Origin of the sequence: Geodermatophilus amargosae (assembly GCF_900116515.1) — a bacterium.
In the GTDB taxonomy this organism is placed as follows: domain Bacteria; phylum Actinomycetota; class Actinomycetes; order Mycobacteriales; family Geodermatophilaceae; genus Geodermatophilus; species Geodermatophilus amargosae.
Genome location: NZ_FPBA01000011.1, coordinates 43265 through 67003, shown reverse-complemented (window position 1 = coordinate 67003; position 23739 = coordinate 43265). Strand labels below are relative to the sequence as shown.

Below are 23739 nucleotides of genomic sequence, written 5' to 3'. Positions count from 1 at the left end.
CCTCTGCCGCCCGGCCCGTCGAGTGCGGGAGGCGGGACTCGAACCCGCACGCCCGAGGGCACCAGATCCTAAGTCTGGCGTGGCTGCCGTTACACCACTCCCGCGTGGCCGCCGAGTCTAGGACCGGTCGCCCGGCCGGGTGCCGTGATCGGCGAAACGGGCCGGTCGGCGCCGTGTCTGGCAGGCTGTCGCCGTGCCTCGCGACCCTCGAGAGATCCAGCTGGAGATCGACGCCGCCCGTGAGTCGCTGGCGGCGACCCTGGACCACCTCGCCTACCGGGGCAGCCCGACTCGGCTCAAGGCCCAGGGCAGGGACGCCGTGCAGCGGTTCCTGACCTCGACCGCCGGCAAGGCGACCATCGGTGCCCTCGGCCTGCTGGTGACGCTCGTCGTCGTCCAGAAGGTCCGGCACCGCAGGAACTGAGCGACCCCGTGCGCGCGCCCCGGCGGGACCCCGTCGGCCTCGGCCAGGAGTCGGTGTGGGACTACCCCCGCCCGCCCTCGGCCGAGGTCACGCCCCGCCGCGTCGTCGTCGAGATGGGCGGGCGCGTCGTCGCCGAGTCCACCCGGGCGGTGCGGGTCTGCGAGACCAGCCACCCGCCGGTCTACTACGTGCCCCGTGACGACGTCGTCCCCGGCGTGCTGGAGCGGGCCCGTGGCTCGTCGTGGTGCGAGTGGAAGGGGCAGGCCACCTACTGGGACGCTGTCGTCGACGGCCGGCGGTACCCCGCGGTGGGCTGGTCCTACGAGCAGCCGACGCCGGGCTACGAGCACCTGCGCGGTGCGGTGGCGTTCTACCCGAGCAAGGTGGAGCGGGCGCTGGTCGACGGCGAGCAGGTGCACGCGCAGGCCGGGGACTTCTACGGCGGATGGATCACCGGCGACGTCGTCGGCCCGTTCAAGGGCGAGCCGGGCACGCTGGGCTGGTGACGCGCGTGCCGGTGGGGCTCAGCCCGCCCGGCGCACCAGCGGGAGGACGACGGTCTCGAGCACCGCGTCGGCGTAGGCGGTGTCCACCGGCTCGCGGGTGACCATCCAGCGCTGCACGAGAAGCGCGGTGGTGGCCTCGGCCGGGATGGACTGCGGCAGCCCCGGGCCGACCTCGCCGCGCGCCTGCGCGCGCGCCCACAGCTCGTCGTAGGCCCGCCGCCACACCGCCAGCGGCCCCTCCCGGAACGCCTCGATCAGCGCCGGCTCGTGCTGCATCGCGGCCAGCAGGGAACGGGTGGCGGACCCGACCGGGCTGGCCATCATCTCCACCATCCGGTGCACCAGCGAGCGCAGGTCGCCCTCCAGCGACCCGGTGTCAACGTCGACCGTCCACGCCCGGTTGAGGTCGGAGACGGTGTCGACGACGAGGTCCTGCTTGGTGCGCCAGCGGCGGTAGATCGTCGCCTTCCCGACGCCGGCCTCCGCAGCGACGGCGTCCATGGTCAGCGCGCCGTAGCCGACCTCGCCGAGCAGTTGCAGGATCGCTGCGCGGATGACGTCGTCGCGGCTCGGGTCCCGCGGACGGCCGCCGCGGCCTGCGCGCGTCGGCGGCTCGGTGACGAGTGCGGTCATGGACCGACACTAGGGCCTCGGGTGCCCGTTGAGGCCGGTCCGCGCCGCGGTACCGGACCCGGTCGGACCCGGTCCGCGCGCCTGCCCGGCCTCGTCGGACCGGTCGGTCATCCTGCTGCGCGTGGCGAGTCCGATCGGCGCGGTGCGGAGGCGCGAGGAGTGGCCCCTGCCCGAGGCCGCGACCCGCGTGCTCCTGGCGACCGCGGAGGAGAACGTGCTGCCCGCCGTGGCCGCCGTCGCCCGCTCGGTGGGGCTGTCGGTGTTCTCCGCCCCCGGCCTGCTCGACCTCTCCGACGAGCGCGAGGGCGTGGGCGTCGAGCTGTTCTTCGACCGGATCTCCCGAGCGCTGACCGGCGCCGAGGCCGAGGCGGTGCGGGTGGCCACCGACCCGGCCGACGAGTACACCGCGCTGGCGATCGGCCTGCTCACCGCGCCGACCCTCGCGCAGGAGCTGGCCCGCCGGGCGGTCACCGCCGAGGTCGGGGTGCTCGCCGAGGCCGAGCTGTGGTCGGCCTACCAGCCGGTCGTGGCCCTGGCCGACCGTGCCGTCGTCGCGCACGAGGCGCTGCTGCGCGGCGACTCCGACGGGCGCACCGTCGACGGCGGCGACCTGTTCTTCGTCGCCGACTCCGCCGGGTGGCTGCCGCGGCTGGACCGGGTGGGCCGCGAGTGCGCGATCGCCGGCGCGGCCGGCTGGCTGGGCGGGGCCGACCTGTTCGTCAACACCCACCCGACCTCGGTGCTGCACCCCGACGCCGACCTCGCCAGCACCGTCGAGGCGCTGGAGGCCGCCGGCCTGCAGCCGCGGCAGCTGGTGCTCGAGGTGGGGGAGCGGGCCGCCGTCGCCGACCGCGGGCACCTGCTCGCCGTCCTCGAGTCCTACCGGGCGCGCGGCTGGCGGGTGGCGCTCGACGAGGTGGCCGCCGGCTGGTCGAGCCGCTCGCTGCTCGACGTCGTCCGCCCCGACGTCGTCAAGCTCGGCCGCGCGCTGGTGTCCGCGCTGCCCGACGACGGCGCCCGCGCGGTGGTGCGCACGGTGGCCGGGCACGCGCACCGGCTCGGTGCGGTGGTGGTCGCGGAGGGGGTGGAGACCGAGCAGGTCGCCGAGGAGGTCGCCGCGCTCGGCGCCGACCTCGCCCAGGGCTGGCTGTTCGGCCGGCCCGCCGCGCCCGCCGTCGAGGCGGCCGAGGTCAGCCCAGCCCCCACCCCGTGAGCGCCGGGCGCGCGTGCTCGTGCCCCAGTGAGCCGTAGGCGCCGGCCGGCAGCGCGAACAGCGACCCCGCCGCGGGCTCGAGCCCCAGCCACCGCGCGGTCAGGACCCGCAGCAGGTGCCCGTGCGCCACGAGGGCGACGTCGCCGTCGTCGAGCCGGGCCCGGGCGCGGGCCAGCACCCGGTCCACCCGCTCGCCGACCTGCTCGAGGGTCTCGCCGGGGGTCCCGCCCGGGACGATCGGGTCGCGCCAGACCGACCACTCGCGGCCGAGCTCCTCGCTGATCTCGGCGGTGGTGCGGCCCTCGTAGCCGCCGTAGTCGAGCTCGACGAGGTCCTCGTCGACGGCGGTGGCGGTCAGCCCGGCCAGCTCGGCGGTGCGCCGGGCCCGCTGCAGGGGGCTGACCCAGACCTCCACGACGTGCCGCCGGGCGAGGGCCGGGGCCAGCGAGCGGGCCCGCTCCTCGCCCTCGGGGAGCAGCGGCAGGTCGGTCACCCCGGTGTGCTGGCCGCTCTTGCTCCACTCCGTCGCGCCGTGCCGCAGCACCAGGATCTCGCCCATCGCCGTCCTCTCCTCCACGTGTCGCCGGTCACATCCCGGCCCCCCGGGAAGACCCTCACGGGCCGCCGTGCTGGCGACGTCGAGACCCCGGGCAGCCGGCCCGGGGCACCGCGCACCCGGGAGGGTCCATGACCGCGACCGCACCAGCCGACACCTTCGCCATCGGCGGCGACCTCACTGTCCACCGGCTGGGCTACGGCGCCATGCAGCTGCCCGGCCCCGGCGTCTGGGGGGAGCCGGCCGACCGCGACGGCGCGCTCCGCGTGGTCCGCGCCGCCGTGGAGCAGGGCGTCGACCTCATCGACACCGCCGACTCCTACGGGCCCTTCGTCAGCGAGCAGGTCATCGCCGAGGCCCTGCACCCGTACCCCGAGGACCTGGTCATCGCCACCAAGGCCGGACTGACCCGCCAGGGCCCGGGCATCTGGACGGCCGTCGGCCGCCCGGCCTACCTCAAGCAGCAGGTCGAGCTGTCGCTGCGCCATCTGCGGGTCGAACGGATCGACCTCATCCAGCTGCACCGCATCGACGCCGACGTGCCGCTGGCCGACCAGCTCGGTGCCTTCAAGGAGCTGCAGGACGAGGGCAAGGTCCGCCACATCGGCGTCTCCGAGGTCTCGGTGGAGGAGCTGCGGGCGGCGCGGGAGATCGTCGACGTCGTCAGCGTCCAGAACCTCTACAACCTGACCAACCGGCAGTCGCAGGACGTCCTCGACCACGCCACGGAGAACGGGATCGCGTTCATCCCGTGGTTCCCGATCGCGACCGGCGACCTCGCCGCTCCGCACAGCCCGGTCGCCGACGTCGCCCGTGAGCTGGACGCCACCCCGGCGCAGGTCGCGCTCGCCTGGCTGCTGCAGAAGTCGCCGGTCGTGCTGCCCATCCCGGGGACCAAGTCCGTCGAGCACCTCACCGAGAACATGGGCGCGGCGCGCCTGACCCTCTCCGACGAGGACATGGCCCGCCTGGACGCCCTGGCCTGAGCCCTCAGCGCCAGCGGTCGAGGGGGACGGGGACCCGTCGGCGGGACTCGCCGGCGGGTCCCCGCACCGGGTGGGCCGCGGGGCGGGGCCATCGGGCCTCCTCGCGCGCCGGCGGCTGCCAGTCCGCCGCGGCGGGGGGATCGGCCGGCGGGCACGGCCGGGGTCGCACCGGGTCCGCGCCGGTGAGCGGGCCGTCGAGCTCGAGCACGCCGGCGAGGCCGGCCTCGGCCACCAGGCGCCGGGTGACCGCCGGGGCCCCGACCACGCGGCACTGCCGTCCCGCGGCGGTGAGCGTGTCGCTGAAGCCGGCCAGGGCCCGCAGGGCCGCGCCGTCGTGGAACCGCACGCCCGCCACGTCGACGACCACGCTGGCCGTCCCGTGCTCGGCCGCACGGGTCAGGCCGGCGGCGAGGCGGGGCAGCGTCGTGCGGCCGGCGTCGCCGGTGATCCGGGCGACGACCTGGCCGGGAGCGGGCACGACGGCGACGGAGAGGTGCACGGGGACTCCGGGAGTGGACGCGGCGCCGCTGGTTCGGGAGCCGTGGGTGACGCTAGTGCGGCTCACGGTGACGGGCAACGCGGAGTGCTCAGACGGCAACCGTCAGTTCCCTGATCTGCAACATCGCCCACGAGGTGTTTCACCCCCGGCTCGTCGGGTGGCCGCTGGAGGCGGCACCATGGGGACGTGGACGCCGAGGACTTCACGCAGATCCGGGACGCGGTGCGCCAGCTCGTGCGGGAGGTGGTCGTCCCCCGCGAGGAGGAGATCGACCTCGACGACCGCATCCCCGAGGAGCTGCGCGGCGCGGCCGCCGACATGGGCCTGTTCGGCTACGCCCTCCCCGAGGAGTACGGCGGCCTGGGCGTCTCGATGAGCGAGGACGTCGAGCTCGCCTTCGAGTTCGGCTACACCACGCCGGCCTTCCGCTCGCTGTTCGGCACCAACAACGGCATCGCCGGGCAGGTGATCGCCCGCTTCGGCAGCGAGGAGCAGAAGAAGGCGTACCTGCCGCGGCTGTCCGCCGGCGAGCTGATCGGCTCCTTCGCGCTCACCGAGGCCGAGGCCGGCTCGGACCCCGCGGGCCTGCGCACCAGCGCCCGCCGCGACGGTGACGGCTGGGTGATCAACGGCGCCAAGCGCTACATCACCAACGCCCCGCTGGCCGACCTGTTCGTCGTCTTCGCCCGGACGGACCCGGAGGAGAAGGGTGGCCGGGGCATCTCCAGCTTCGTCGTCGACGCGAAGGCGCCCGGGGTCACGCTCGGCCCCAAGGACAAGAAGATGGGGCAGTCCGGCGCCTGGACCTCCGAGGTCTTCTTCGACGGCGTGCACGTGCCCGCCGACGCGCTGATCGGCGAGGAGGGCCGCGGTTACTCGAAGGCGCTCACCGTCCTCTCCCGCGGCCGGCTGCACATCGCCGCGCTGTGCGTCGGCATGGCGCAGCGGGTGCTCGACGAGTCGGTCGCCTACGCGGCCACCGCCAGGCAGGGCGGCGCACCGATCGGCCGCTTCCAGCTGGTGCAGGCGCTGATCGCCGACATGCACTCCGAGTGGCTGGCCGGCCGGGCGATGGTCCGCGAGGTGGCCGCCCGCTACGACTCCGGTGAGGACACCTCGATCGGCCCGTCGTCGGCGAAGCTGTGGTGCAGCGAGATGGTCGGCCGCGCCACCGACCGTGCGGTGCAGGTGCACGGCGGCCTGGGCTACCTGCGCACCACCCCGGTCGAGCGCTTCTACCGCGACGCCCGGCTGTACCGGCTCTACGAGGGCACCAGCGAGGTGCAGCGGGTCATCGTCGGCGGCGGGCTGCTGCGCGCGGCCGGCATGCCGCGTGGCTGACGCGCCGCTGACACCCGGGGAGCGGGCCACCCGCCGGGTCGCCGTCGGCGAACTGGGCGACGCGCTGCGCGAGCTGGTCGACGCCGCCGTCCGCACCGAGGTCGACGACGCCGAGCTGGCGGCTGCCGCCGTCGCCGCGCGGGAACTGGCCGCCCGGCTGCGGACGCGGAGCCGGGGGCTGCACGAGATCGCCCGCGTCGACGACCCCGAGACCGGCGAGCGCTGGTACAGCCCGGTCTACGGTCCCGGCAGCCCGGTGGCGCCGCCGCTGGTCGCCTCGGACACCCCCGACGGGACGGCGACCGGGCGGGTCACGGTGGGCAAGCCGCACGAGGGACCGCCTGGGCTCGTGCACGGCGGCGTGGTGGCCACGCTGCTCGACCACGTGCTCGCCCGCTCCCTGCGAGCCGCCGGCCGCGGCGGGCTGACCGCCTCCCTCACGGTGACCTACCGGCGTCCCGTGCACCTCGGCGTCCCGCTGCTGCTCACCGCCGAGATGGGCGAGACCGTCGGCCGGCGGACCACCGCGCACGCCCGGCTGGTCGCCGAGGACACCCCCGAGGTGGTGCTCGCCGAGGCCGAGGGCCTGTTCGTTGCCCTGCGCGCCGAGCAGGCGGCCGACGTCTTCTCCGCCACCGGCCGCGACGTCGGCGCCTGGACCACCCGCTCCTGAGCTGACGGCCCCGGGACCTCAGTAGGGCGGTGGCTCGGTGACCGCGGTCATGCCACTGGGCGTGGTGACCGTGAGCGTTCCGTCCAGGGTGAGGCGGTGGAGCCAGCCGGGGGCGTGGTGCTTGCCGCGGTGGTGGCTCGCGCAGTAGCCGGTGAGGTCGGCCGCGGCGGTGGGCCCGGCGGGCCAGGGGACGGCGTGGTCGAGTTCGCCGCCGCGGGGGACGCGGCGGCGGCAGCCGGGGAAGCGGCAGCGGCGGTCGCGGGCGCGGACGTGCCGGTCGAGGGTGGCGCCGGGCCGGTAGCCGTCGGTCGGGCCCGGGGCGCCGAGTCCTGTGCCATGGCGGGCAGCACGGCGGAGGCGGGGTGGGTCGGTGAGAGCCAGCAGTGCGCCGGTGACGGCGTCGGTCAACACGATCCATGGGCGGTCGGCCAGCCCGCCGCCGGCGGTGCGCCCGAGCAGGTCAGCCAGGGACTCCCGCGCCTGGTCGGTGGCAGCGGCCAGCGCGGCGAGTGCGTCCGGGGCGGCGGTGACCCGCCCGGCGTCGCTGCCGCGCCAGGCGGTCTCGTCGGCGGTGTCGGCGCGTTCGGCGGTGGTCACCAGCCGGCAGGCGCGGCCGAGGGCCTGCTGCGCGGTGAGGAGCGCGGTTCCGGCGGCACAGACGGCGCGGTCGGCGCGGGCCCACCAGCCGTCTGCGACGTCGCTGCCGGTCTGTGGCGCGGAGTCGGTCGATGGCGCGAGGTCGGGTGGTCCGTCCTCGTCGACGAAGTGCGGTGGCGGCTCGGCGTCGAACTCCCCGGCCAGCACCCGACGTTCCACCTCGGCCCACCACGCCGCCAGCTCGCCTGCTTCGGCCTCGTAACGCACCGCCTCGGCGGCGGTGACACCGAGCAGCACCTGGTCGCTGCGCGGGGACTCGTCGACGGTGAGGCCCCGATGGCCGTCGCCATCGCCGTCGCGGGTGACCACGCTGTCGGTTGCCCCGGTGTCGGTGTCGGTGTCGGTGGTCGGGCTGTCGGTGATCGGGGTGACCAGCCCGTGCCCGGTCAGCGCGGCGAGCAGGACACGGACGAGTTCGGCCGGGACGATCTGCCCGTCGATCTCGCACGGTTGGTCTCCGCCGAGCAGCGCGCCGATCGGCGCGACCACCGACAGCACCACCTGCACCGGCGGCAGGTCGGTCTCCCCGGGGCGCAGGACGAGGTCGAGCAGGCAGTCGGCCATCTTCTGCCCGCGGGTACGCCCATCGGCCGGATCGTGCGACAGCGCGTCGGCGTAAGCGCCCAGCGCCGCAACGAGCGCAGCCGCCTCCGGAGTGGTCAGCAGCGCCGACACCACACTCGTGCCGTCGCACCGGTCGGGCCGGGCGGTCACACCTCGCCGGCGGATCGCGGAGGCAAGGTCGCGGGCGGCGTCGCGGGCGTCGTGCCGGACGACCACCCGCCGCACCCGGTCGCCCAGCTGCGCCGGGGTGGTCACCCGGTGCCGGACGGCCAGCCAGTCGAGCAGTTCGCGCTGCACGCGGGTGCGCACGGCGTCGTCGGCGATGGGGGCGACGTGCTCGAGCAGGCACCACAGGTGCCCGGGGTGGATCACCCCGGTCTCCAGCGCGTCGAGCACCAGCGGCAGCCGCCGGGTCAGCGTGAGCGAGCGCTCGAGCTCGTCCTGCGCGCGCTGAGCAGACACGTTCAGCGCGATCGACAGCTCCTGGGCGGCCCACTCACTCACCGGACGCAGCACCTCCGGGCGGGCGGCCCACCGCTCGGCCGCCATCGCCCCGCGCTCACCCTGCGCCCGATCCGCCGACGCCGGCCGGGTCGCGGCGAAGGCGGCGATCGCCCGGTACCGCCGCGCGGTCTGCCGGGCGATCTCGCGGTCGGCGGCCTGCACCTCGCCGAGTGGACCCGACGCCCAGCCGACACCTGGAGGCGTCGTGGCCGGTGCGTCGAGCACCGCGGTCGAGGTTCCCGTCACGTGATCGATCATACGTTCGAACGGAAGTCGGCGGCAGACCTGTGGACGGAGAACCTGCTGCTCAGAGGCGTGCGACAGTCTCCAGAGACAGCGTCGCGGCCCGGCCCCGTGGGGCCGGGCCGCGGCTCAGGTCGACGGCAGGGGTGACGCGGCTGTCCTCAGCGCGGGTTCGGGACGTTCCGCGGGTCGCCGGCGGGGTCGTGCTCGCGGCCGCCGGCCGTGGCCAGCAGCGGGCCCGGGCCGCCGTCCCCGCGGCCGAGGGCGGCCACGAACTGGCGCAGGACGTCGTCGCCGCGGTGGGCCGGCTGCCAGCCCAGCTGCGTCCGCGCCCGGGCCGTCTCCAGCACCGGCGACTGCAGGCCGAGGTCCAGCCAGCCCGGCTCGGTCGGGGTCAGGTGCGCGTGGAACGCCGCGCTCAGCCCGGCACGCAGCACCGCCGCCGGCACCGGCACCCGGGTGGTCCCCAGCGCCCGCGCGATCCCGTTGGCGTCGAGCGCCGGGTCGGCGGAGAGGTTGAACGGGCCCGGCACGCGCCGGTCGAGCATGCGGGTCATCGCGTCGGCGACGTCGTCGGCGTGCACGAAGCCGGCCCGCAGCGACGGCAGGGGCAGCGGCAGCAGCGAGGCGACCTGGCCGGGCACCAGCCGGGCGGCGCCGAACAGCAGCGGCCCGAGGAAGTAGCGGCCGATCTCGCTCGCCGCCTCCGGCTGCAGCACCAGCGTGGGCCGGACCACGGTCAGCGTGACGTCCTGCCGGCGGCCGACGACGTCCCGCACGACCCGCTCGGCCTCGGACTTCTGGCGGCTGTACTGCGAGCTCGGGATGCCGGTCACCGGCCAGTCCTCGGTCACCGGCCGGTCCCCGCCGCCGGCGGCGTACGCGGCGAGGGAGGACGTGTGCACCACGTGCTCCACCCCGGCGGCCACCGCGGCGCGCATCACGCGGCGGGTGCCGTCGACGTTCGCCTTGTGCAGCTGATCGGACCTCCGGCCCGGCTGCAGCATCCAGGCCAGGTGGACGACCGCGTCGACGCCCTCGAGCAGGTTGGTCAGCGCCTGCTCGCTGGACGTCTCGCCGAGGTCGGCGGTGTACCAGGTGACCGAGGAGTACGGCTCGACGTCCGGCGGCTGCCGGCGGGCCAGTCCGCGGACCTCGGCCACGCCGCTGCCCGGGGCGGTCAGCCGCCGCAGCAGCGCCGTGCCGAGGTTGCCGCTCGCGCCGGTGACGGCGACCTTCAGGCCGTTGAGGTGGGCACTGGGGAGATCAGCCATGTCCAGGCGCTACCCGCACCACCGGACGGCAACCGGGGAGCCCGGTCACGCCACCGGCGCCGGGTCCGCCTCACGCGAGCGCAGACCGAGGGACACCAGCACGACGACCAGCAGGACGCCCGCCGCGACCCAGAACCCGCTCGAGGTGCCGACGGCGTCGGCGAGCCGGAGCACCAGCAGGCTCGCGGTGAGCCCGCCGACCTGCAGGGCGAGCGAGGACGCCGAGAGCGCAGTCGCCCGCTGCCCCGCGGCCACCCGCGCGTGCAGGACGTCCTTCCACAGCGGCCAGGCGGCGGCGTTCGTCACGTAGAAGGCGGCGAACAGGCACCCGAGGGCCAGGGCGCCGCCGAGCGGCACGAGTGCCACGGCGACCGCGCCGAGGACCACCAGCCCCGCCGTCGCCCGGCCCGCCGACCCCCGGGCTGCCCGCCGGGCGGCAGGGGCCAGCAGTGCGCCGACGCCGGCCGCCCCGTACGACACCGCCATGACGACGCCGAAGACCGCCGCGCCTTCGGTCCCGCTGCCGGTGAGCGCCGCGACGTGCAGCGGCCCCACCAGCTCCAGCGTGCTCAGCGTGCAGCCGACCAGCAGCGAGACGGTGAGCACCCGCCGCAGCTGGCCGTCGCGGGTGACCAGCCGGGCGGTGTCCCGGACGACGGCGGGGACCCGGGCGACGCCGGCCCGCAGCGCGGCCGCCCCGGAGCCGCCGGCCGGACCCAGCGGGACGACGAGCAGCGCCACCGCGGCCACCGACACCGCCGCCAGCGCTGCGGCCACCAGCACGGGCAGGACGAGGACGCCGTCGTCCGCGCCGCCGGCGAGCAGCGGCAGCACCCCGCCGAGCACGGCGCCCAGGCACAGGCCCGCGCCGTCGGCCGCGCCCGCGCGGGACAGCCCCGGCGTCACGTCGGCGCCGGGGTCGGCGGTGCGGACGGCGTCCACGTACCAGGCCTCCAGCGGGCCGGAGTCCAGCGCCCGCCCGACGCCCTTGAGCGCCCAGGCCACCGCGAACACCGCGGTGCTCTGGGCGACGGCGGAGGTCAGCAGCCCCGCGGTGGTGGCCAGGCCGGCGAGGACGAGCACCTGCCGGGTACCGATCGCGTCCGCCAGCCCGCCGGTGGGCAGCTCGAGCAGCAGCGTGACCAGCGAGTACACGGCGACGACGACCCCGATGTCGGCGGGGGAGAGGCCGCGGGAGGCGGCGAGCAGCACCGACACGGGGGCGCTCAGGCCCACGGGCAGCCAGCGCAGCGCGGTCAGGCCGACGAAGCGGCGTCCGGCGGCCGCGACCGTCAGCGGCGCCCTCACGCCGGGTCCTCGGTCAGGGGGAACAGGTCGAGCAGCACGTGCACCAGGGGGTGGCCCGGCTCCTCGTGCTCGGCGCGCCAGCGGGCGAGCACGCCGTTGAGCTCCTCGGCCAGCGCCGCGGCGCCCTCCGGCGAGAGGTGCAGCGCCCAGTCGTTGAGCGAGACGGCGTCGCGCCAGGCCGGCTCCAGGTCCTCCCGCTGCTCGGCGTGGGCGGCCAGCATCCGGCGCTGGCGGCCCAGCGACTGGTGGGTCAGCTCCTCGACGACCTCCCGGCCGCCGGGCTGGGCGACGAGGTCCTCGGTGCGCCAGCGGGTGCTGCGGTGCCGGGCGCGCCACCAGCGCTCGCGCGCGGTGCCCTGGCCGGCGACCTCCTCGACGAAGCCGAGGTCGGCCAGCTGGCGCAGGTGGTAGCTCGTCGTCCCGCTGCTCTCGCCCAGGCGCTGGCCCAGCCGCGACGCCGTCGAGGCCCCCTCGGACCGGAGCAGGGCCAGCAGGCCGGTGCGCAGAGGGTGCGCGAGCGCCCGCAGGGTGCGCGGGTCGGTGACGTCGACGGTCTCCCCGGGAGGCAGCTCGGCCATGACCCGAGGCTATGGGTGCAGAGGACCCTCTGCAAAGAGCTCTCTGCACCCGTTGGGACGGGGTCAGCCGTCGGAGTCCTCGCCGTCTGTCGCGTCCTCGACCTCCTCCTCGGCGTCCTCCACGCCCTCCTCGACGTTCTGCTGCACGTCGTCGTCGACGACGTCGGAGCCGCAGGCGGCGGTGAACGGCGCGGCGGCGAGGGCGAGGCCGACGGCGGCCAGGCGCCAGCGGCGGCGGGGGGTCGTGGCGGTGGACATGGCGGCTCCCTGGGTCGCGGACGGTGCGGTGATGAGGTGCCCACGCGGGCCGGCGCCCATGCCCGGAGCCGATACGGTCGCCGGCATGACGGGACGGCTGGCGGTCGTGGAGGCGTGGCTGGTCGCGGTGGACCGGGCCGACGCCGGCGCCGCGACGGCCCTGTGCGCACCGGACGTCGAGGTCGTCGGTCCGTGCGGCAGCGTGCGCGGGCGCGAGGTGATCGGGCCGTGGCCGGCGCGCGCCGGCTTCACCTCCCGGCCGCTGCGCCGGTTCTGCGGCGCCGGCGACGCGGTCGTGGTCGAGCAGGACGCCACCTGGACCGACCCGGGGACGGGCGCCGGGCGCGGCCGTGCCGTCGTCGCGTCGTCCTTCCGGGTCGCCGGCGGCGCGATCACCCGCTACCAGCGGCACGACGACGGCCTGCCCGCCGCCCTCGCCGCCACCGGCCTGACCGACGCCGACGAGGTCCTCACGCGGGCCTCGTGACGGGCGCCCGCCGCGTGGCGGGAGGCGATTGACAGCGGCCGACCCGGAGGGCGAGGCTCGCGCCACAGGGGGATCCGCCAGCGTCGACGTGCCTCCCGGCAGCGGATCGGCCGCTGCCCGGGCACCGGTGGGAGGTCGGGGTGGCGCTCTGGGCACCGACGGCGGCTCGCCGGTGACCTCGCGCGTGCAACCGGCCCCGGCGGGTGGGCTGCGGATGGGCACCCCCCAGGGGCGGTGGGTGCTGCTGACCACGGTGCTGGGGTCGAGCCTGGCGATGCTCGACGGCACGGTGGTCAACGTGGCCCTGGAGCGCATCGGGGGCGACCTGGACGCCGGCTTCACGGGCCTGCAGTGGACCGTGAACGCCTACACGCTCACGCTCGCGTCGCTGATCCTGCTCGGCGGCTCGCTCAGCGACCGGTTCGGCCGGCGCCGGGTCTTCGTCGTCGGGGTCGTCTGGTTCGCCGCCGCCTCGCTGCTGTGCGGCCTCGCGCCGGACGTGACGACCCTCGTCCTGGCCCGTGCGCTGCAGGGCGTCGGCGGAGCGTTGCTGACACCGGGGAGCCTGGCGATCATCTCGGCGTCCTTCGCCGCGGAGGACCGTGCCGCGGCGGTCGGCGCGTGGTCGGGGCTCGGCGGGGTCGCCGGCGCCGTCGGGCCGTTCCTCGGCGGCTGGCTGGTCGAGTGGAGCTGGCGCGCGGTCTTCCTCGTCAACCTCCCGGTGGCCGTCCTCATCGTGGCCGTCGCGGCCAAGCACGTCCCCGAGACGCGCGACCCCGCCGCCGCGCCGTCGCTGGACTGGACCGGGACCGCCCTGGTGGTCACCGGCCTCGGCGGCCTGACCTACGCGCTGACCGCCGCCGGCGGGACCGGTGCCGGGTCGGGTGTCCTGGCCTGGGGGGTCGCCGGGGCAGCGGCGCTGGTGGCCTTCGTCGTCGTCCAGCGCCGGTCGCGGCACCCGCTGGTGCCGCCGGTCCTGTTCGGCGACCGGCAGTTCACCGCGGCGAACGGGGTGACGCTGCTGGTCTACGCCCCGCTCGGGGTGGTGTTCGTGCTGCTGGTCCTGCAGCTGCAGGTCGTGTCGGGGTTCAGCCCGCTGCTGGCCGGGACCTCGCTGCTCCCGGTGACGGTGCTCATGCTGCTGTTCTCCGCCCGGGCCGGCGCCCTCGCCCAGCGCATCGGGCCGCGGCTGCCCATGACGGCCGGACCCCTGCTGTCCGCCGCCGGCGTGCTGCTCATGCTCCGGATCGGCGAGGACGCGTCCTACGTCCTCGACGTCCTGCCCGCCGCCGTGGTGTTCGGTGCGGGGCTCACGCTGCTGGTCGCACCGCTCACCGCGACCGTGCTCGACTCCGCCGAGGACCGGTTCGCCGGCGTCGCCTCCGGGGTCAACAACGCGGTGGCGCGCGCGGCCGGCCTGCTCGCGGTTGCCGTGGTCCCCGTCGTGGCCGGCATCGGCGGCGACGACTACACCGACCCGGCCGCCTTCGGGTCCGGGTTCCGGACGGCCGTGCTCATCTGCGCCGGGCTGCTGCTCCTCGGTGCCCTGGTGGCCGCCGTCGCCGTCCGGCGCCCGCTGGCCGCCACCCGTCGCGGGACCGCACCGGACGAGGGCCGGATGGCCGTGGAGGAGTGCCTGCACTGCGGCGTCGACGCCCCGCAGCTGCACCCCCGCGTTCCGGGACCGCCGCGGGAGGCGGCCCGGTGAGCACCGACAGCGTCCCGGCGCTGCGGCCGGCGGGAGGTGGGGAGGACCCGGGGGGCCAGTCGTCCCCGGGGGGTCATGGCCTGCTGGCACGGGTGGCGCCGCTGCGGCGCTCGCTGCGGACGGAGGCCGGGAGCGCCGGGCTCCTGCTCGCGGCCACGGTCGCGGCGCTGCTCTGGGCCAACTCCCCGGTGGGGGACAGCTACGCCGCCTTCTGGCACACCGAGCTGGCTCTCCGCTGGGGCGCCACCGAGCTGTCCCTGGACCTGAAGCACTGGGTCAACGACGGGCTCATGGTGTTCTTCTTCTTCGTCGTCGGGCTCGAGATCAAGCGCGAGCTGGTCATCGGCGAGCTCACCGACCGACGGCGGGCCGCGGTGCCGGCTCTGGCCGCCGTCACGGGCCTCGCCGTGCCGGCGCTGGTCTACGTCGCCTTCAACCTCGGCGACGAGGCGGCCTCCGGCTGGGGGGTGGTCATCTCCACCGACACCGCCTTCCTGCTCGGCGTGCTGGCGCTCGTCGGCCCGTCCTGCCCGGCCCCGCTGCGGCTGTTCCTGCTGACGCTCGCCATCGCCGACGACGTCGGTGCGCTCCTCGTCATCGCGGTCTTCTACACCGACGACCTGCAGCTGCTCGCGCTCGGCCTGGCCGTGGTGGGGCTCGGCCTGATGCTCGGGCTGCGGTACCTGCGGGTCTGGCGCGGACCGGCCTACCTCGTCCTCGCCTGCGCGGTGTGGGCGGCGATGTACGAGTCCGGCGTCCACCCGACCCTCGCCGGCGTGGTCATCGCCCTGCTCACGCCGGCCTACGCGGCGCGGCGCGAGGAGGTCGCCGACGCCGCCCGGCTCGTGCGGGCCTACCAGCAGTCGCCCAACCCGGGGTTCGCGCGGGCGGCGCGGCTGTCGATCGACCGGTCGGTGTCGGCCGGCGAGCGGCTGCAGCAGCTCTGGCAGCCGTGGACGAGCTTCGTCATCGTGCCGGTCTTCGCACTGGCGAACGCCGGTGTCCCGCTGACCGGTGAGACGCTGCGGGCCGCGGCGTCCTCGCCGGTGACACTCGGCGTCGTCGCCGGGCTGGTCCTCGGCAAGCTCGTCGGCATCCTCGCCGGCACGGGCCTGGCGGTGCGGCTGGGGCTCGGCGCGCTCGCCCCCGGCCTCACCGGGCTCCAGGTGGCCGGGGGTGCCGCGTTGTCGGGCATCGGGTTCACCATCTCGCTGTTCATCGTCGACCTCGCCTTCACGGGCGACGAGCGGCTGGCCGACCAGGCGCGGGTGGGCGTGCTCGCGGCCTCGGTGCTCGCCGCGCTGCTCGGCTGGGCGCTGTTCCGCGTCGCCGACCTGCGCCGGCCCGCCGGGGCCGTCCGTCCGTCGGCGCTCGACCCGCCCGTCGACCCGGGACGCGACCACGTCCGGGGGCCGGCCGACGCGCCGCTCACGCTGGTGGAGTACGGCGACTTCGAGTGCCCCTTCTGCGGGCGGGCCACCGGCTCGGTCGAGGAGCTCCGCGAGCGGTTCGGCGACCGCCTGCGCTACGTCTTCCGGCACCTCCCGCTCGTCGACGTCCACCCGCACGCCCGGCTCGCCGCCGAGGCCGCGGAGGCCGCGGCCGCCCAGGGCCGCTTCTGGGAGATGCACGACAGGCTCTTCGCGATGCAGGACCGGCTCACCCCGCCGGACCTGCTCGAGCACGCCGCGGCCATCGGACTCGACGTCCCGCGCTTCGCCCGCGACCTCGGCGCCGGCCGGTACGCCCGCCGGGTGCAGGAGGACGTCGACTCCGCGGAGGCCAGCGGGGTCGAGGGCACGCCGACCTTCTTCGTCGGCGGGCACCGGCACACCGGCCCGCACGACGCCGACTCGCTCGCCGCGGCGCTGCTCGCCGGCACCGGCGCGGGCCCCGTGGCGGACCCGTCGGGCGACGGTGTCGGCGCGCGGGTGCTGCCCGCGCTCGGCGGCCGTCGGGACGGGCCGGCGCGGCCCCCGGCGGGCCCGCTGCCGTCCGACCTGCCGGAGACGCCGGACCGGGACGGCGCCTTCCCCCGCCTCGGCGACGCGCAGGTGGCCCTGCTGGAGCGGTACGGGACCCGCCGCACGTGGCAGCCGGGCCAGACGCTGTTCCGGGAGGGCGACCCGGGCTACGAGTTCCAGCTCGTCCTCTCCGGCTCCGTCGCCGTGGTCGAGCACCACGGCCATCCCGACCAGCGGGTCGTGTCGGTCCACGGGGCGCGCCGCTTCCTCGGTGAGCTGGACCTCTTCAGCGACCGGCCGGTCTTCCTGACCGCCGTCGTGCTCCGGCCGGCCGAGGTGGTCACCGTCCCCGACGCGCGGATCGGTCAGGCCTTCGCCGCGGACCCGGCGCTCGAGGAGCTGGTGCTGCGCGCCTTCCTCGTCCGCCGCTCGCTGCTGCTCGAGCTCGCGGCCGACCTGCGCGTCGTCGGGCGGGGGACGTCGGGTGAGACGGCCCGGCTGCGCCGCTTCGCCGAGCACCACGGACTGACCGCGGCCGTCGTCGACGTCGGGACCGACGACGACGCCCGCGCGCTGCTCGCCGACCTCGGCGTGACCGACGACGACCTGCCCGTGGTGGTGTGGCGCTCCGGGCGCGTGCTGCGCCGTCCCACCGACGCCGAGCTCACCGCCCTCGTCGAGGACGGCCGCGGACCCGGCGCGCCCGTCCCGCCCGGCCCCGTCCCCCAGGAGGAGACATGACCCAGACCCCCGAGGCCGGTGCGCGGGCCCGTCCCGTCCTGCTCACCGTCGACGACGACCCCGGGGTGTCCCGGGCGGTGGCGCGCGACCTGCGCCGCCACTACGGGGAGCGGTTCCGCATCGTGCGGGCGTCCTCCGGCGAGGAGGCGCTGGAGGCCCTGCGCGAGCTCACGCTGCGCGGGGACCGCGTCGCGGCGATGCTCGCCGACTACCGGATGCCGGGGATGAACGGCATCGAGTTCCTCGAGCAGGCGATGGACCTCTTCCCGCGAGCGCGCCGGGCGCTGCTCACCGCCTACGCCGACACCGACGCCGCCATCCAGGCGATCAACCTCGTCGACGTCGACCACTACCTGCTCAAGCCGTGGGAGCCCCCCGAGGAGAAGCTCTACCCGGTGGTCGACGCGATGGTCGAGACCTGGGCGGCCAGCCCCGACGCCGCCGTCGAGGAGGTCAAGCTCGTGGGGCACCACTGGTCGGCGCCGTCGTTCGCCGCCCGGGACTTCCTGGCCCGCAACGCCGTCCCGTACCGGTGGTACAGCGTCGAGGAGAACGACGGCCGGCGGCTCCTGGCCGCGGCCGGCGCCGGCCCGGACGACGTGCCCGTCGTGGTGCCGCCCGGCGGCCCGGCCCTGCTCGCACCCACCGAGGCGCAGCTGGCCGCCGCCGTCGGGCTGACCGTCGAGCCGAGCACCGACTTCTACGACCTCATCGTCGTCGGGGGCGGCCCGGCCGGCCTCGGCGCCGCCGTCTACGGCGCCTCGGAGGGACTGCGGACCGTGCTGGTCGAGCGCTCGGCCACCGGCGGCCAGGCCGGGCAGAGCAGCCGCATCGAGAACTACCTCGGCTTCCCCGACGGCGTCTCGGGCGGGCAGCTGGCCGACCGCGCCCGGCGGCAGGCCGCCCGCTTCGGCGCCGAGGTGCTCACCGCCCGGAAGGTGACCGCGCTGGAGGTCCGTGGCCCGGCCCGGGTGGTGCACTTCGCCGACGGCGGCAGCATCGCCGCGCACTCCGTCGTCCTGGCCACCGGCGTCTCCTACCGGACGCTGCCCACCGACGGCGCCGACGGCCTCACCGGCCGCGGGGTCTACTACGGCTCGGCCCTGACCGAGGCCGCCGCCTGCGAGGACCAGCCCGTCTACGTCGTCGGCGGGGCCAACTCGGCCGGCCAGTCGGCGGTGTTCTTCTCCCGGCACGCCAGCTGCGTCACCCTCGTCGTCCGCGGCTCCTCGCTGGAGGCGTCGATGTCGCACTACCTCGTGCAGCAGCTCTCCGAGATCCCGAACGTCGTCGTCCGCACCGGCACCACCGTGACCGCCGCGCGGGGCGGGGACCACCTCGAGGAGATCGAGCTCGCCGACGGGACCGGGCGGGTGGAGACCGTCCCGACGTCGCACCTGTTCGTCTTCATCGGCGCCGAGCCGCGGACCGACTGGCTCGACGGCGTGCTGGCCCGCGACGGGCGCGGGTTCGTGCTCACCGGGCCCGAGCTGCTCGTCGACGGCGAGCGGCCCCCGGGCTGGCGGCTGCAGCGCGACCCCTTCTTCCTGGAGTCCAGCGTCCCGGGCGTCTTCGTCGCCGGGGACGTCCGGTCCCAGTCGGTCAAGCGGGTGGCCTCCGCCGTCGGTGAGGGCGCCATGGCGGTCACCCTCGTGCACCGGTACCTGGAGGAGCGGTGACCGCGCCCGCCCGCCTGGACCCCGCGCAGGTGCGCGCGCTGTTCCTCTTCGCCGACCTCGACGCCGCCCAGCTCGCCTGGGTGGCCGAGACGGGCGACGTCGTCGCCTTCCCCGCCGGCAGCGACGTCTCCACCGAGGGCGAGCCTGCCGAGTGCTTCTACGTGCTGCTGACCGGCACGCTGCGGATGGTCCGGCGCGTGGGCCGCGACGAGGTGGAGACCGTGCGTACCGACCAGCCGGGGGTGTACAGCGGCGCGGTGCAGTTCTACCTCGGCGACCAGGTCACCCAGGTCTACCCGGCGACGGTGCGCGCGGTGACCGACTGCACCTTCCTGGCGCTGCCGGCCGCGGAGTTCGCCGCCGTCTTCCGCCGCTGGTACCCGATGGCCGTCCACCTGCTGCAGGGACTGTTCCTGGGCACCCGGAACTCCGACGAGCTGGTCGGCCAGCGGGAGCGGCTGCTGGCGCTGGGCAAGCTCACCGCCGGGCTCACCCACGAGCTCAACAACCCGGCCGCCGCGGCGTCCCGGGCCACCGCCGCGCTGCGCGAGCGGGTGGCCGGGATGCGGCACAAGCTCGCGCTGCTCGCCGACGGCACCTTCGACGGCGAGCAGCTGCGCCGGCTGACCGAGCTGCAGGAGCGGTTCGTCGCGGGCATCGGCGCGGCGGTCGAGCTGAGCGCGCTGGAGCGGTCGGACCGCGAGGACGAGCTCGGCGACTGGCTCGACGACCACGACGTCGCGCGGCCCTGGGAACTGGCGGCGGTGTTCGTCCCGGCCGGGCTGGACCCGGCGTCCCTGCAGCTGGTGGCCGACGCCGTCGACGCCGACTTCCTGGAGCCGGCGCTGCGGTGGCTGGCCTACACCGTCGAGACCGAGCTGCTGCTGGGCGAGATCCTCGACAGCACCTCGCGCATCTCGCACCTGGTGGGCGCGGCCAAGCAGTACTCGCAGCTGGACCGCACGCCCCACCAGGCGACCGACCTGCACGCCGGGCTGGACGCGACGCTGGTCATGCTCAGCGCGAAGACCGGCCCCGGGATCCGCGTGGTCAAGGAGTACGACCGCGCCCTGCCCCCGGTCCCGGCCTACGCCGCCGAGCTCAACCAGGTGTGGACCAACCTGATCGACAACGCGCTCGACGCGATGGCGGGGGAGGGCACGCTGACCCTGCGCACCGCGCTCGACGGGGACCACGCCGTGGTCGAGGTCGCCGACACCGGCCCGGGCATCCCCGAGCCGCTGCGCCGCCGGGTGTTCGAGCCGTTCTTCACCACCAAGCCGGTGGGGCAGGGGACCGGCCTGGGCCTCGACGTCGCCTGGCGCATCGTCACCACCCGGCACGGCGGGGTGCTCAAGGTCCGGTCGCGGCCCGGGGACACCCGGTTCGTGGTGCGGCTGCCGCTGTCGGAGGTCCCGGTGCCGGGCTGATCCTCAGACCGCCGTGCGGGTGTGGGCCACGACCAGCTCCGCGGTCCGCTCGGCGGCGACCTCGGGGATCCAGTGCGGCACGCCCTCGAGCACCTCGAGCCGGTAGGGGCCGCTCACGTGGTCGCGGGTGGCCTCGGTGGCGGCGCGGCCGAGGGCGACGTCGCCGGTGCTCCACACGTGCAGGGTCGGCACCGTCACCGTGCCGACCCGGTCGCGGGCGCCGAAGGGCAGCGCCCGGTACCAGGCCAGCGCGCTGGACAGGGCGCCCGGCTCGCGCATCCGGGCCACGTAGTGCTCGGCGGCGTCCGCCGGCAGCCCGCTGCTCAGCAGCAGCTGCCGCAGCGCCCGCCCGTTCCCGGCCAGCAGCAGCCGCTCGGGCAGCACCGGCGCCTGGAAGGCGGCCACGTACGCCGAGCGCAGCCCCTGGGCGCTGGTGAGCACCGCCCGCGACATCGCGGCGGGGTGCGGCACCGACAGCGCGGTCAGCGTGCGCACCCGCTCGGGGTGCCAGGCGCCCAGCGCCCACCCGACGACGGCGCCCCAGTCGTGGCCGACGACGTGCGCGCTGCCCAGGCCCGCGGCGTCGAGCAGGGCCAGGACGTCGTCGGCGACCTCCCGCACCCGGTAGGCCGACCGCCCGCGGGGCCGGGCGCCGGGGCTGTACCCGCGCTGGTCGGGCGCCAGCGTCCGCAGCCCGGCGCCGTGCAGCACCGGGGCCATCCGGTCGTAGGCGGAGGAGTCCTGCGGCCAGCCGTGCAGGAGCACCACCGGCTCGCCGTCGGGAGGGCCGCCGTCACGGACGTCGAAGACCAGGCCGTCACGCTCGAACCGCTGCATGGGCAGGCCTTGCCCGGCCGGGCGCGTGCCCGAACCCCGACCGTCGGGGAGGATGGTCCGGTGACGGTGACCGCGGCAGAGCTGATCGTGCTGGTCGACGACGACGGGACACCGATCGGCACCATGCCCAAGCCGCTGGTGCACCACGGCGAGACCCCGCTGCACCGCGCGTTCTCGGCCTACCTCTTCGCCGACGACGGCCGCCTGCTGGTCACGCGCCGCGCCGCGGACAAGCAGACCTTCCCAGGGATGTGGACCAACACCGTGTGCGGGCACCCGGGCCCCGGCGAGGACGACCCCGCCGCGATCGCCCGCCGCGCGTCGCAGGAGCTCGGTGTGCAGGTGGCCGACCTGCGCCCGGCCCTGCCCGGCTACCGCTACCGGGCGGAGTTCCGCGGTGTCGTCGAGAACGAGGTGTGCCCGGTCTACCTGGGCCGGTACACCGGGACCCCGGACCCCCACCCGGGCGAGGTGGGGGAGTGGGAGCTGCTGGAGTGGGGCGCCTTCCGCCGTCGCCAGGAGGACTCCGAGCGCGACGAGTGGTCGCCGTGGTGCCGCGAGCAGGCGCGCCTCATCGAGCAGGCCGGGCTCGTCCCTGCCGCCTGAGGGCTCGCCGTCCGTGCGTGGGCGGCGGTGAAGGGCCGGCCACGGACGGTGGCGGGCGCGCCAGCGTGCCCGTGTCGCTGCACCGGACGCGCCGTCCTGCCGCCCTAGCGTCCGCCGCGTGGACCGCCGGGGCTTCCTCCTCCTGCTCGCCACCGGACTCGCTGGTGCCGCCGTGGGCCGCGGTGCCGCCGCGATGGACCTCGGCGCCCCCGCCCCGGTCGCCCCGCCGCCGTCCGCGCCGGCCACCCCCACCGGCCCCGGCGGCCTGGTCGCCGTCCCCGCGCCGGCCGGCGTCGTCGACCGGCTGCCCGGCACGGGCAACCAGCTCGCCCTGACCATCGACGACGGCAGTGACGGCGAGGTGGTCGCGGCGCTGGTCACCCTCGCCCGGGAGACCGGCACCCGGCTGACGTTCTTCCCCAACGGCAGCTACCGCACGTGGGGGGACAACGCCCGCGACCTGTGGCCGCTCGTCGAGTCCGGCCAGGTCGCCTTCGGCAACCACACCTGGTCGCACCCGGACGTGACCACCCTGTCCGACGCCGAGGTGGCCGAGGAGCTGCGCCGCAACCAGGACTCCATGCGCCGCACCCTCGGCGTGACCGCCACCCCGTTCTGGCGGCCGCCGTTCGGCTCGCACGACGCGCGCACCGACGCGATCGCCGCCGACGTCGGCCACCCCACCACCGTGATGTGGAACGGCACCTTCGACGACGGCCGGGCGGTCGGCGCCGAGGAGCTCATGGCCGCCGCGCAGCAGTGGTTCGCCGCGCAGGCGATCATCGTCGGCCACGCCAACCGGCCGGCCATCAGCACCGTGCTCGACCAGTTGCTGGGCCTCGTCGAGTCGCGGCAGCTGCAGACGGTGACCCTCGCCGACGTCTGGTCCTCCCCGGCCTGAGCCAGTCCCGACCTGCGCGTCCGGGCGGTCTCGGCGAGAGTGGCGGCAACGGATCGTGATCACGGCCCGCCGGCCGAGGCCGGTGGGGCCGGAGGACGGAGGAACGGGTGGCAGGGGAGCTCAAGGGCCGCGTGGCGCTGGTCACCGGCGGGGCCAGCGGGCTGGGCCGGGCGACGTGCGTGTCGCTGGCCGGGGCCGGCGCGCACGTCGTCGTCGCGGACATCGACGCCGACGGCAGCGAGCGCACCCGCGCGCTGGTGGCCGACGCCGGAGGCAGCGCCGACGTCGTCGCGCTCGACGTGACCGACGACGCCAGCCGCCGTGCGGTGGTGGGCCGGCTCTTCGAGCAGCACGGCGACGCCTTCGACGTCCTGGTCAACGTCGCCGGCATCGACCGGCCGGGCTACGTCACCGACATCGACCTCGACGACTACCGCCGGGTCATGGCGGTCAACTGCGAGGGGCCGATCTTCCTCACCAGCGAGTTCGTGAAGCGGGTGCAGCACCTGCCCGAGGGCCGCAGCGCCGACGTCGTGCACGTCGTGTCGCTGTCGGCGATCACCTCGGGCAGCGGCGCGATCGCCTACAACGGCTCCAAGGCCGGCTTCCTCAACGCCACCCGCTGCATCCAGCGCGAGCTGCGGGAGAAGGCCGTGAAGCAGGAGGACGGCAGCGAGCGGCCGTTCCCGTGCCGGGTGCAGAGCGTCATCCCGGCCGCCATGGACACGCCGATGATGGAGCAGTGGGGCATCCCCGGGCACCTGATGATGCCGCCGTCTGCGGTGGCCGACACCGTCCGCACGCTGCTGCTGCTGCACCCCGCGGCGTTCGTGCCGGAGATGCAGATCGTGCCGCGCCTCGAGCCCGACTTCCCCCGCTGAGGAGGCCTGCGATGACCGGTCCCGACCTGCCCGACAGTGGCATGGCCTCCGGCTCGGACGCGGGCCAGCCGGGCGAGCACCTGGGCGCCGGCGACCTGCGCCCCGACGAGGAGCGCCTGCTGGCCGAGCTCGAGCGCGGTGTCGGCGACACCGCGCCGGCCGGCAGCGAGGCCGAGGTGCGCGCCGCCGAGGACGAGGCGCCCCTGCCCGACGAGGGCGGCCCCCAGGACGACGGCCTCGAGGCGGAGTTCTCCGACCCGGAGTGAAGGAGGACCCCTCCCGATGGCC

Annotated in this window: 24 protein-coding genes and 1 tRNA gene; 15 read left to right on the top strand and 10 right to left on the bottom strand. The window is 76.2% G+C overall.

From position 1 onward, the window contains the following. Window positions 1-23: 23 nt before the first annotated feature. A tRNA-Leu gene (locus tag BM414_RS15330) sits at window positions 24-104 on the bottom strand. Window positions 105-193: 89 nt separating this feature from the next. On the opposite strand from BM414_RS15330, the gene BM414_RS15325 reads away from it, so the two are divergent. Then, entirely contained in the window at window positions 194-424 is a 231-nt protein-coding gene (locus tag BM414_RS15325) for a DUF3618 domain-containing protein (protein ID WP_093580549.1), read from the top strand. Window positions 425-432: 8 nt separating this feature from the next. Further along, window positions 433-930, top strand: a complete 498-nt coding sequence (locus BM414_RS15320; RefSeq protein WP_093580547.1) for a DUF427 domain-containing protein — start codon at window positions 433-435, stop codon at window positions 928-930. A gap of 18 nt (window positions 931-948) precedes the next feature. Here BM414_RS15320 and BM414_RS15315 read toward each other — a convergent pair whose 3' ends face one another. Then, complete coding sequence (locus BM414_RS15315) at window positions 949-1563, bottom strand: TetR/AcrR family transcriptional regulator (RefSeq protein WP_093580545.1); 615 nt, start codon at window positions 1561-1563, stop codon at window positions 949-951. Between the two features lie 121 nt (window positions 1564-1684). Here BM414_RS15315 and BM414_RS15310 point away from each other — a divergent pair, with 121 nt between their 5' ends. Continuing rightward, window positions 1685-2776: an EAL domain-containing protein gene (locus BM414_RS15310; protein ID WP_093580749.1), complete on the top strand. Its 1092-nt coding sequence runs from the start codon at window positions 1685-1687 to the stop codon at window positions 2774-2776. Here BM414_RS15310 and BM414_RS15305 read toward each other — a convergent pair. Continuing rightward, window positions 2754-3335: a histidine phosphatase family protein gene (locus BM414_RS15305; protein ID WP_093580543.1), complete on the bottom strand. Its 582-nt coding sequence runs from the start codon at window positions 3333-3335 to the stop codon at window positions 2754-2756. The two genes, BM414_RS15310 and BM414_RS15305, sit on opposite strands and share 23 nt — an antisense overlap. A 128-nt stretch (window positions 3336-3463) precedes the next feature. Between BM414_RS15305 and BM414_RS15300 the strand changes: the two genes are divergently transcribed. Next, window positions 3464-4318 (top strand): aldo/keto reductase, encoded by an 855-nt coding sequence (locus tag BM414_RS15300; RefSeq protein ID WP_093580541.1) that lies wholly within the window; start codon window positions 3464-3466, stop codon window positions 4316-4318. Window positions 4319-4322: 4 nt separating this feature from the next. Here BM414_RS15300 and BM414_RS15295 read toward each other — a convergent pair whose 3' ends face one another. Continuing rightward, a complete protein-coding gene (locus tag BM414_RS15295; protein WP_175551611.1) occupies window positions 4323-4817 on the bottom strand; it encodes an STAS domain-containing protein in 495 nt (164 codons plus the stop codon). 186 nt (window positions 4818-5003) lie between these two features. On the opposite strand from BM414_RS15295, the gene BM414_RS15290 reads away from it, so the two are divergent. Then, window positions 5004-6158 carry an acyl-CoA dehydrogenase family protein gene (locus BM414_RS15290; RefSeq protein WP_093580537.1) on the top strand — a complete coding sequence of 385 codons (1155 nt, stop codon included), beginning with the start codon at window positions 5004-5006 and terminating at the stop codon, window positions 6156-6158. Beyond that, entirely contained in the window at window positions 6151-6831 is a 681-nt protein-coding gene (locus tag BM414_RS15285) for a PaaI family thioesterase (RefSeq protein ID WP_093580535.1), read from the top strand. Before BM414_RS15290 ends, BM414_RS15285 begins: the two co-directional genes overlap by 8 nt. Before the next feature lie 18 nt (window positions 6832-6849). Here the strand turns inward: BM414_RS15285 and BM414_RS15280 are convergent, their stop codons facing one another. From BM414_RS15280 to BM414_RS28430, 5 genes are all read right to left on the bottom strand, one after another. Further along, complete coding sequence (locus BM414_RS15280) at window positions 6850-8802, bottom strand: DUF222 domain-containing protein (RefSeq protein ID WP_217644736.1); 1953 nt, start codon at window positions 8800-8802, stop codon at window positions 6850-6852. Between the two features lie 158 nt (window positions 8803-8960). Next, complete coding sequence (locus BM414_RS15275; RefSeq protein WP_093580531.1) at window positions 8961-10073, bottom strand: NAD-dependent epimerase/dehydratase family protein; 1113 nt, start codon at window positions 10071-10073, stop codon at window positions 8961-8963. Window positions 10074-10118: 45 nt separating this feature from the next. Further along, window positions 10119-11381, bottom strand: coding sequence for an MFS transporter (locus tag BM414_RS15270; protein WP_175551610.1), 1263 nt, complete (start codon window positions 11379-11381; stop codon window positions 10119-10121). Then, window positions 11378-11959 (bottom strand): winged helix-turn-helix domain-containing protein, encoded by a 582-nt coding sequence (locus BM414_RS15265; protein ID WP_093580529.1) that lies wholly within the window; start codon window positions 11957-11959, stop codon window positions 11378-11380. The genes BM414_RS15270 and BM414_RS15265 overlap by 4 nt, the downstream gene beginning before the upstream one ends. Before the next feature lie 63 nt (window positions 11960-12022). Beyond that, window positions 12023-12217: a hypothetical protein gene (locus BM414_RS28430; protein ID WP_139245870.1), complete on the bottom strand. Its 195-nt coding sequence runs from the start codon at window positions 12215-12217 to the stop codon at window positions 12023-12025. Between the two features lie 85 nt (window positions 12218-12302). On the opposite strand from BM414_RS28430, the gene BM414_RS15260 reads away from it, so the two are divergent. The 5 genes from BM414_RS15260 (at window position 12303) to BM414_RS15240 (ending at window position 20226) form a co-directional block, all read left to right on the top strand. Further along, the gene (locus BM414_RS15260; protein ID WP_175551609.1) at window positions 12303-12704 is read left to right on the top strand and encodes a nuclear transport factor 2 family protein; all 402 of its coding nucleotides are present in this window, start codon (window positions 12303-12305) and stop codon (window positions 12702-12704) included. 214 nt (window positions 12705-12918) lie between these two features. Then, on the top strand, window positions 12919-14412 hold the full coding sequence (locus tag BM414_RS15255) for an MFS transporter (protein ID WP_093580525.1): 1494 nt from the start codon (window positions 12919-12921) through the stop codon (window positions 14410-14412). After that, a complete protein-coding gene (nhaA, locus tag BM414_RS15250) occupies window positions 14409-17117 on the top strand; it encodes a Na+/H+ antiporter NhaA (protein WP_093580523.1) in 2709 nt (902 codons plus the stop codon). Before BM414_RS15255 ends, nhaA begins: the two co-directional genes overlap by 4 nt. After that, entirely contained in the window at window positions 17114-18796 is a 1683-nt protein-coding gene (locus BM414_RS15245) for an NAD(P)/FAD-dependent oxidoreductase (RefSeq protein ID WP_093580521.1), read from the top strand. The genes nhaA and BM414_RS15245 overlap by 4 nt, the downstream gene beginning before the upstream one ends. Continuing rightward, the gene (locus BM414_RS15240; RefSeq protein ID WP_093580519.1) at window positions 18793-20226 is read left to right on the top strand and encodes an ATP-binding protein; all 1434 of its coding nucleotides are present in this window, start codon (window positions 18793-18795) and stop codon (window positions 20224-20226) included. The genes BM414_RS15245 and BM414_RS15240 overlap by 4 nt, the downstream gene beginning before the upstream one ends. 3 nt (window positions 20227-20229) lie before the next feature. Here BM414_RS15240 and BM414_RS15235 read toward each other — a convergent pair whose 3' ends face one another. Then, the gene (locus tag BM414_RS15235; RefSeq protein WP_093580517.1) at window positions 20230-21063 is read right to left on the bottom strand and encodes an alpha/beta fold hydrolase; all 834 of its coding nucleotides are present in this window, start codon (window positions 21061-21063) and stop codon (window positions 20230-20232) included. 60 nt (window positions 21064-21123) lie between these two features. Here BM414_RS15235 and idi point away from each other — a divergent pair, with 60 nt between their 5' ends. From idi to BM414_RS15215, 4 genes are all read left to right on the top strand, one after another. Further along, window positions 21124-21669, top strand: a complete 546-nt coding sequence (idi, locus tag BM414_RS15230; RefSeq protein ID WP_093580515.1) for an isopentenyl-diphosphate Delta-isomerase — start codon at window positions 21124-21126, stop codon at window positions 21667-21669. 118 nt (window positions 21670-21787) lie between these two features. Then, entirely contained in the window at window positions 21788-22570 is a 783-nt protein-coding gene (locus tag BM414_RS15225) for a polysaccharide deacetylase family protein (RefSeq protein ID WP_093580513.1), read from the top strand. A 107-nt stretch (window positions 22571-22677) separates the two neighbouring features. Beyond that, entirely contained in the window at window positions 22678-23451 is a 774-nt protein-coding gene (locus BM414_RS15220) for an SDR family NAD(P)-dependent oxidoreductase (RefSeq protein ID WP_093580511.1), read from the top strand. An 11-nt stretch (window positions 23452-23462) separates the two neighbouring features. Next, entirely contained in the window at window positions 23463-23717 is a 255-nt protein-coding gene (locus tag BM414_RS15215; protein WP_093580510.1) for a hypothetical protein, read from the top strand. The last annotated feature ends 22 nt before the right edge of the window (window positions 23718-23739 follow it).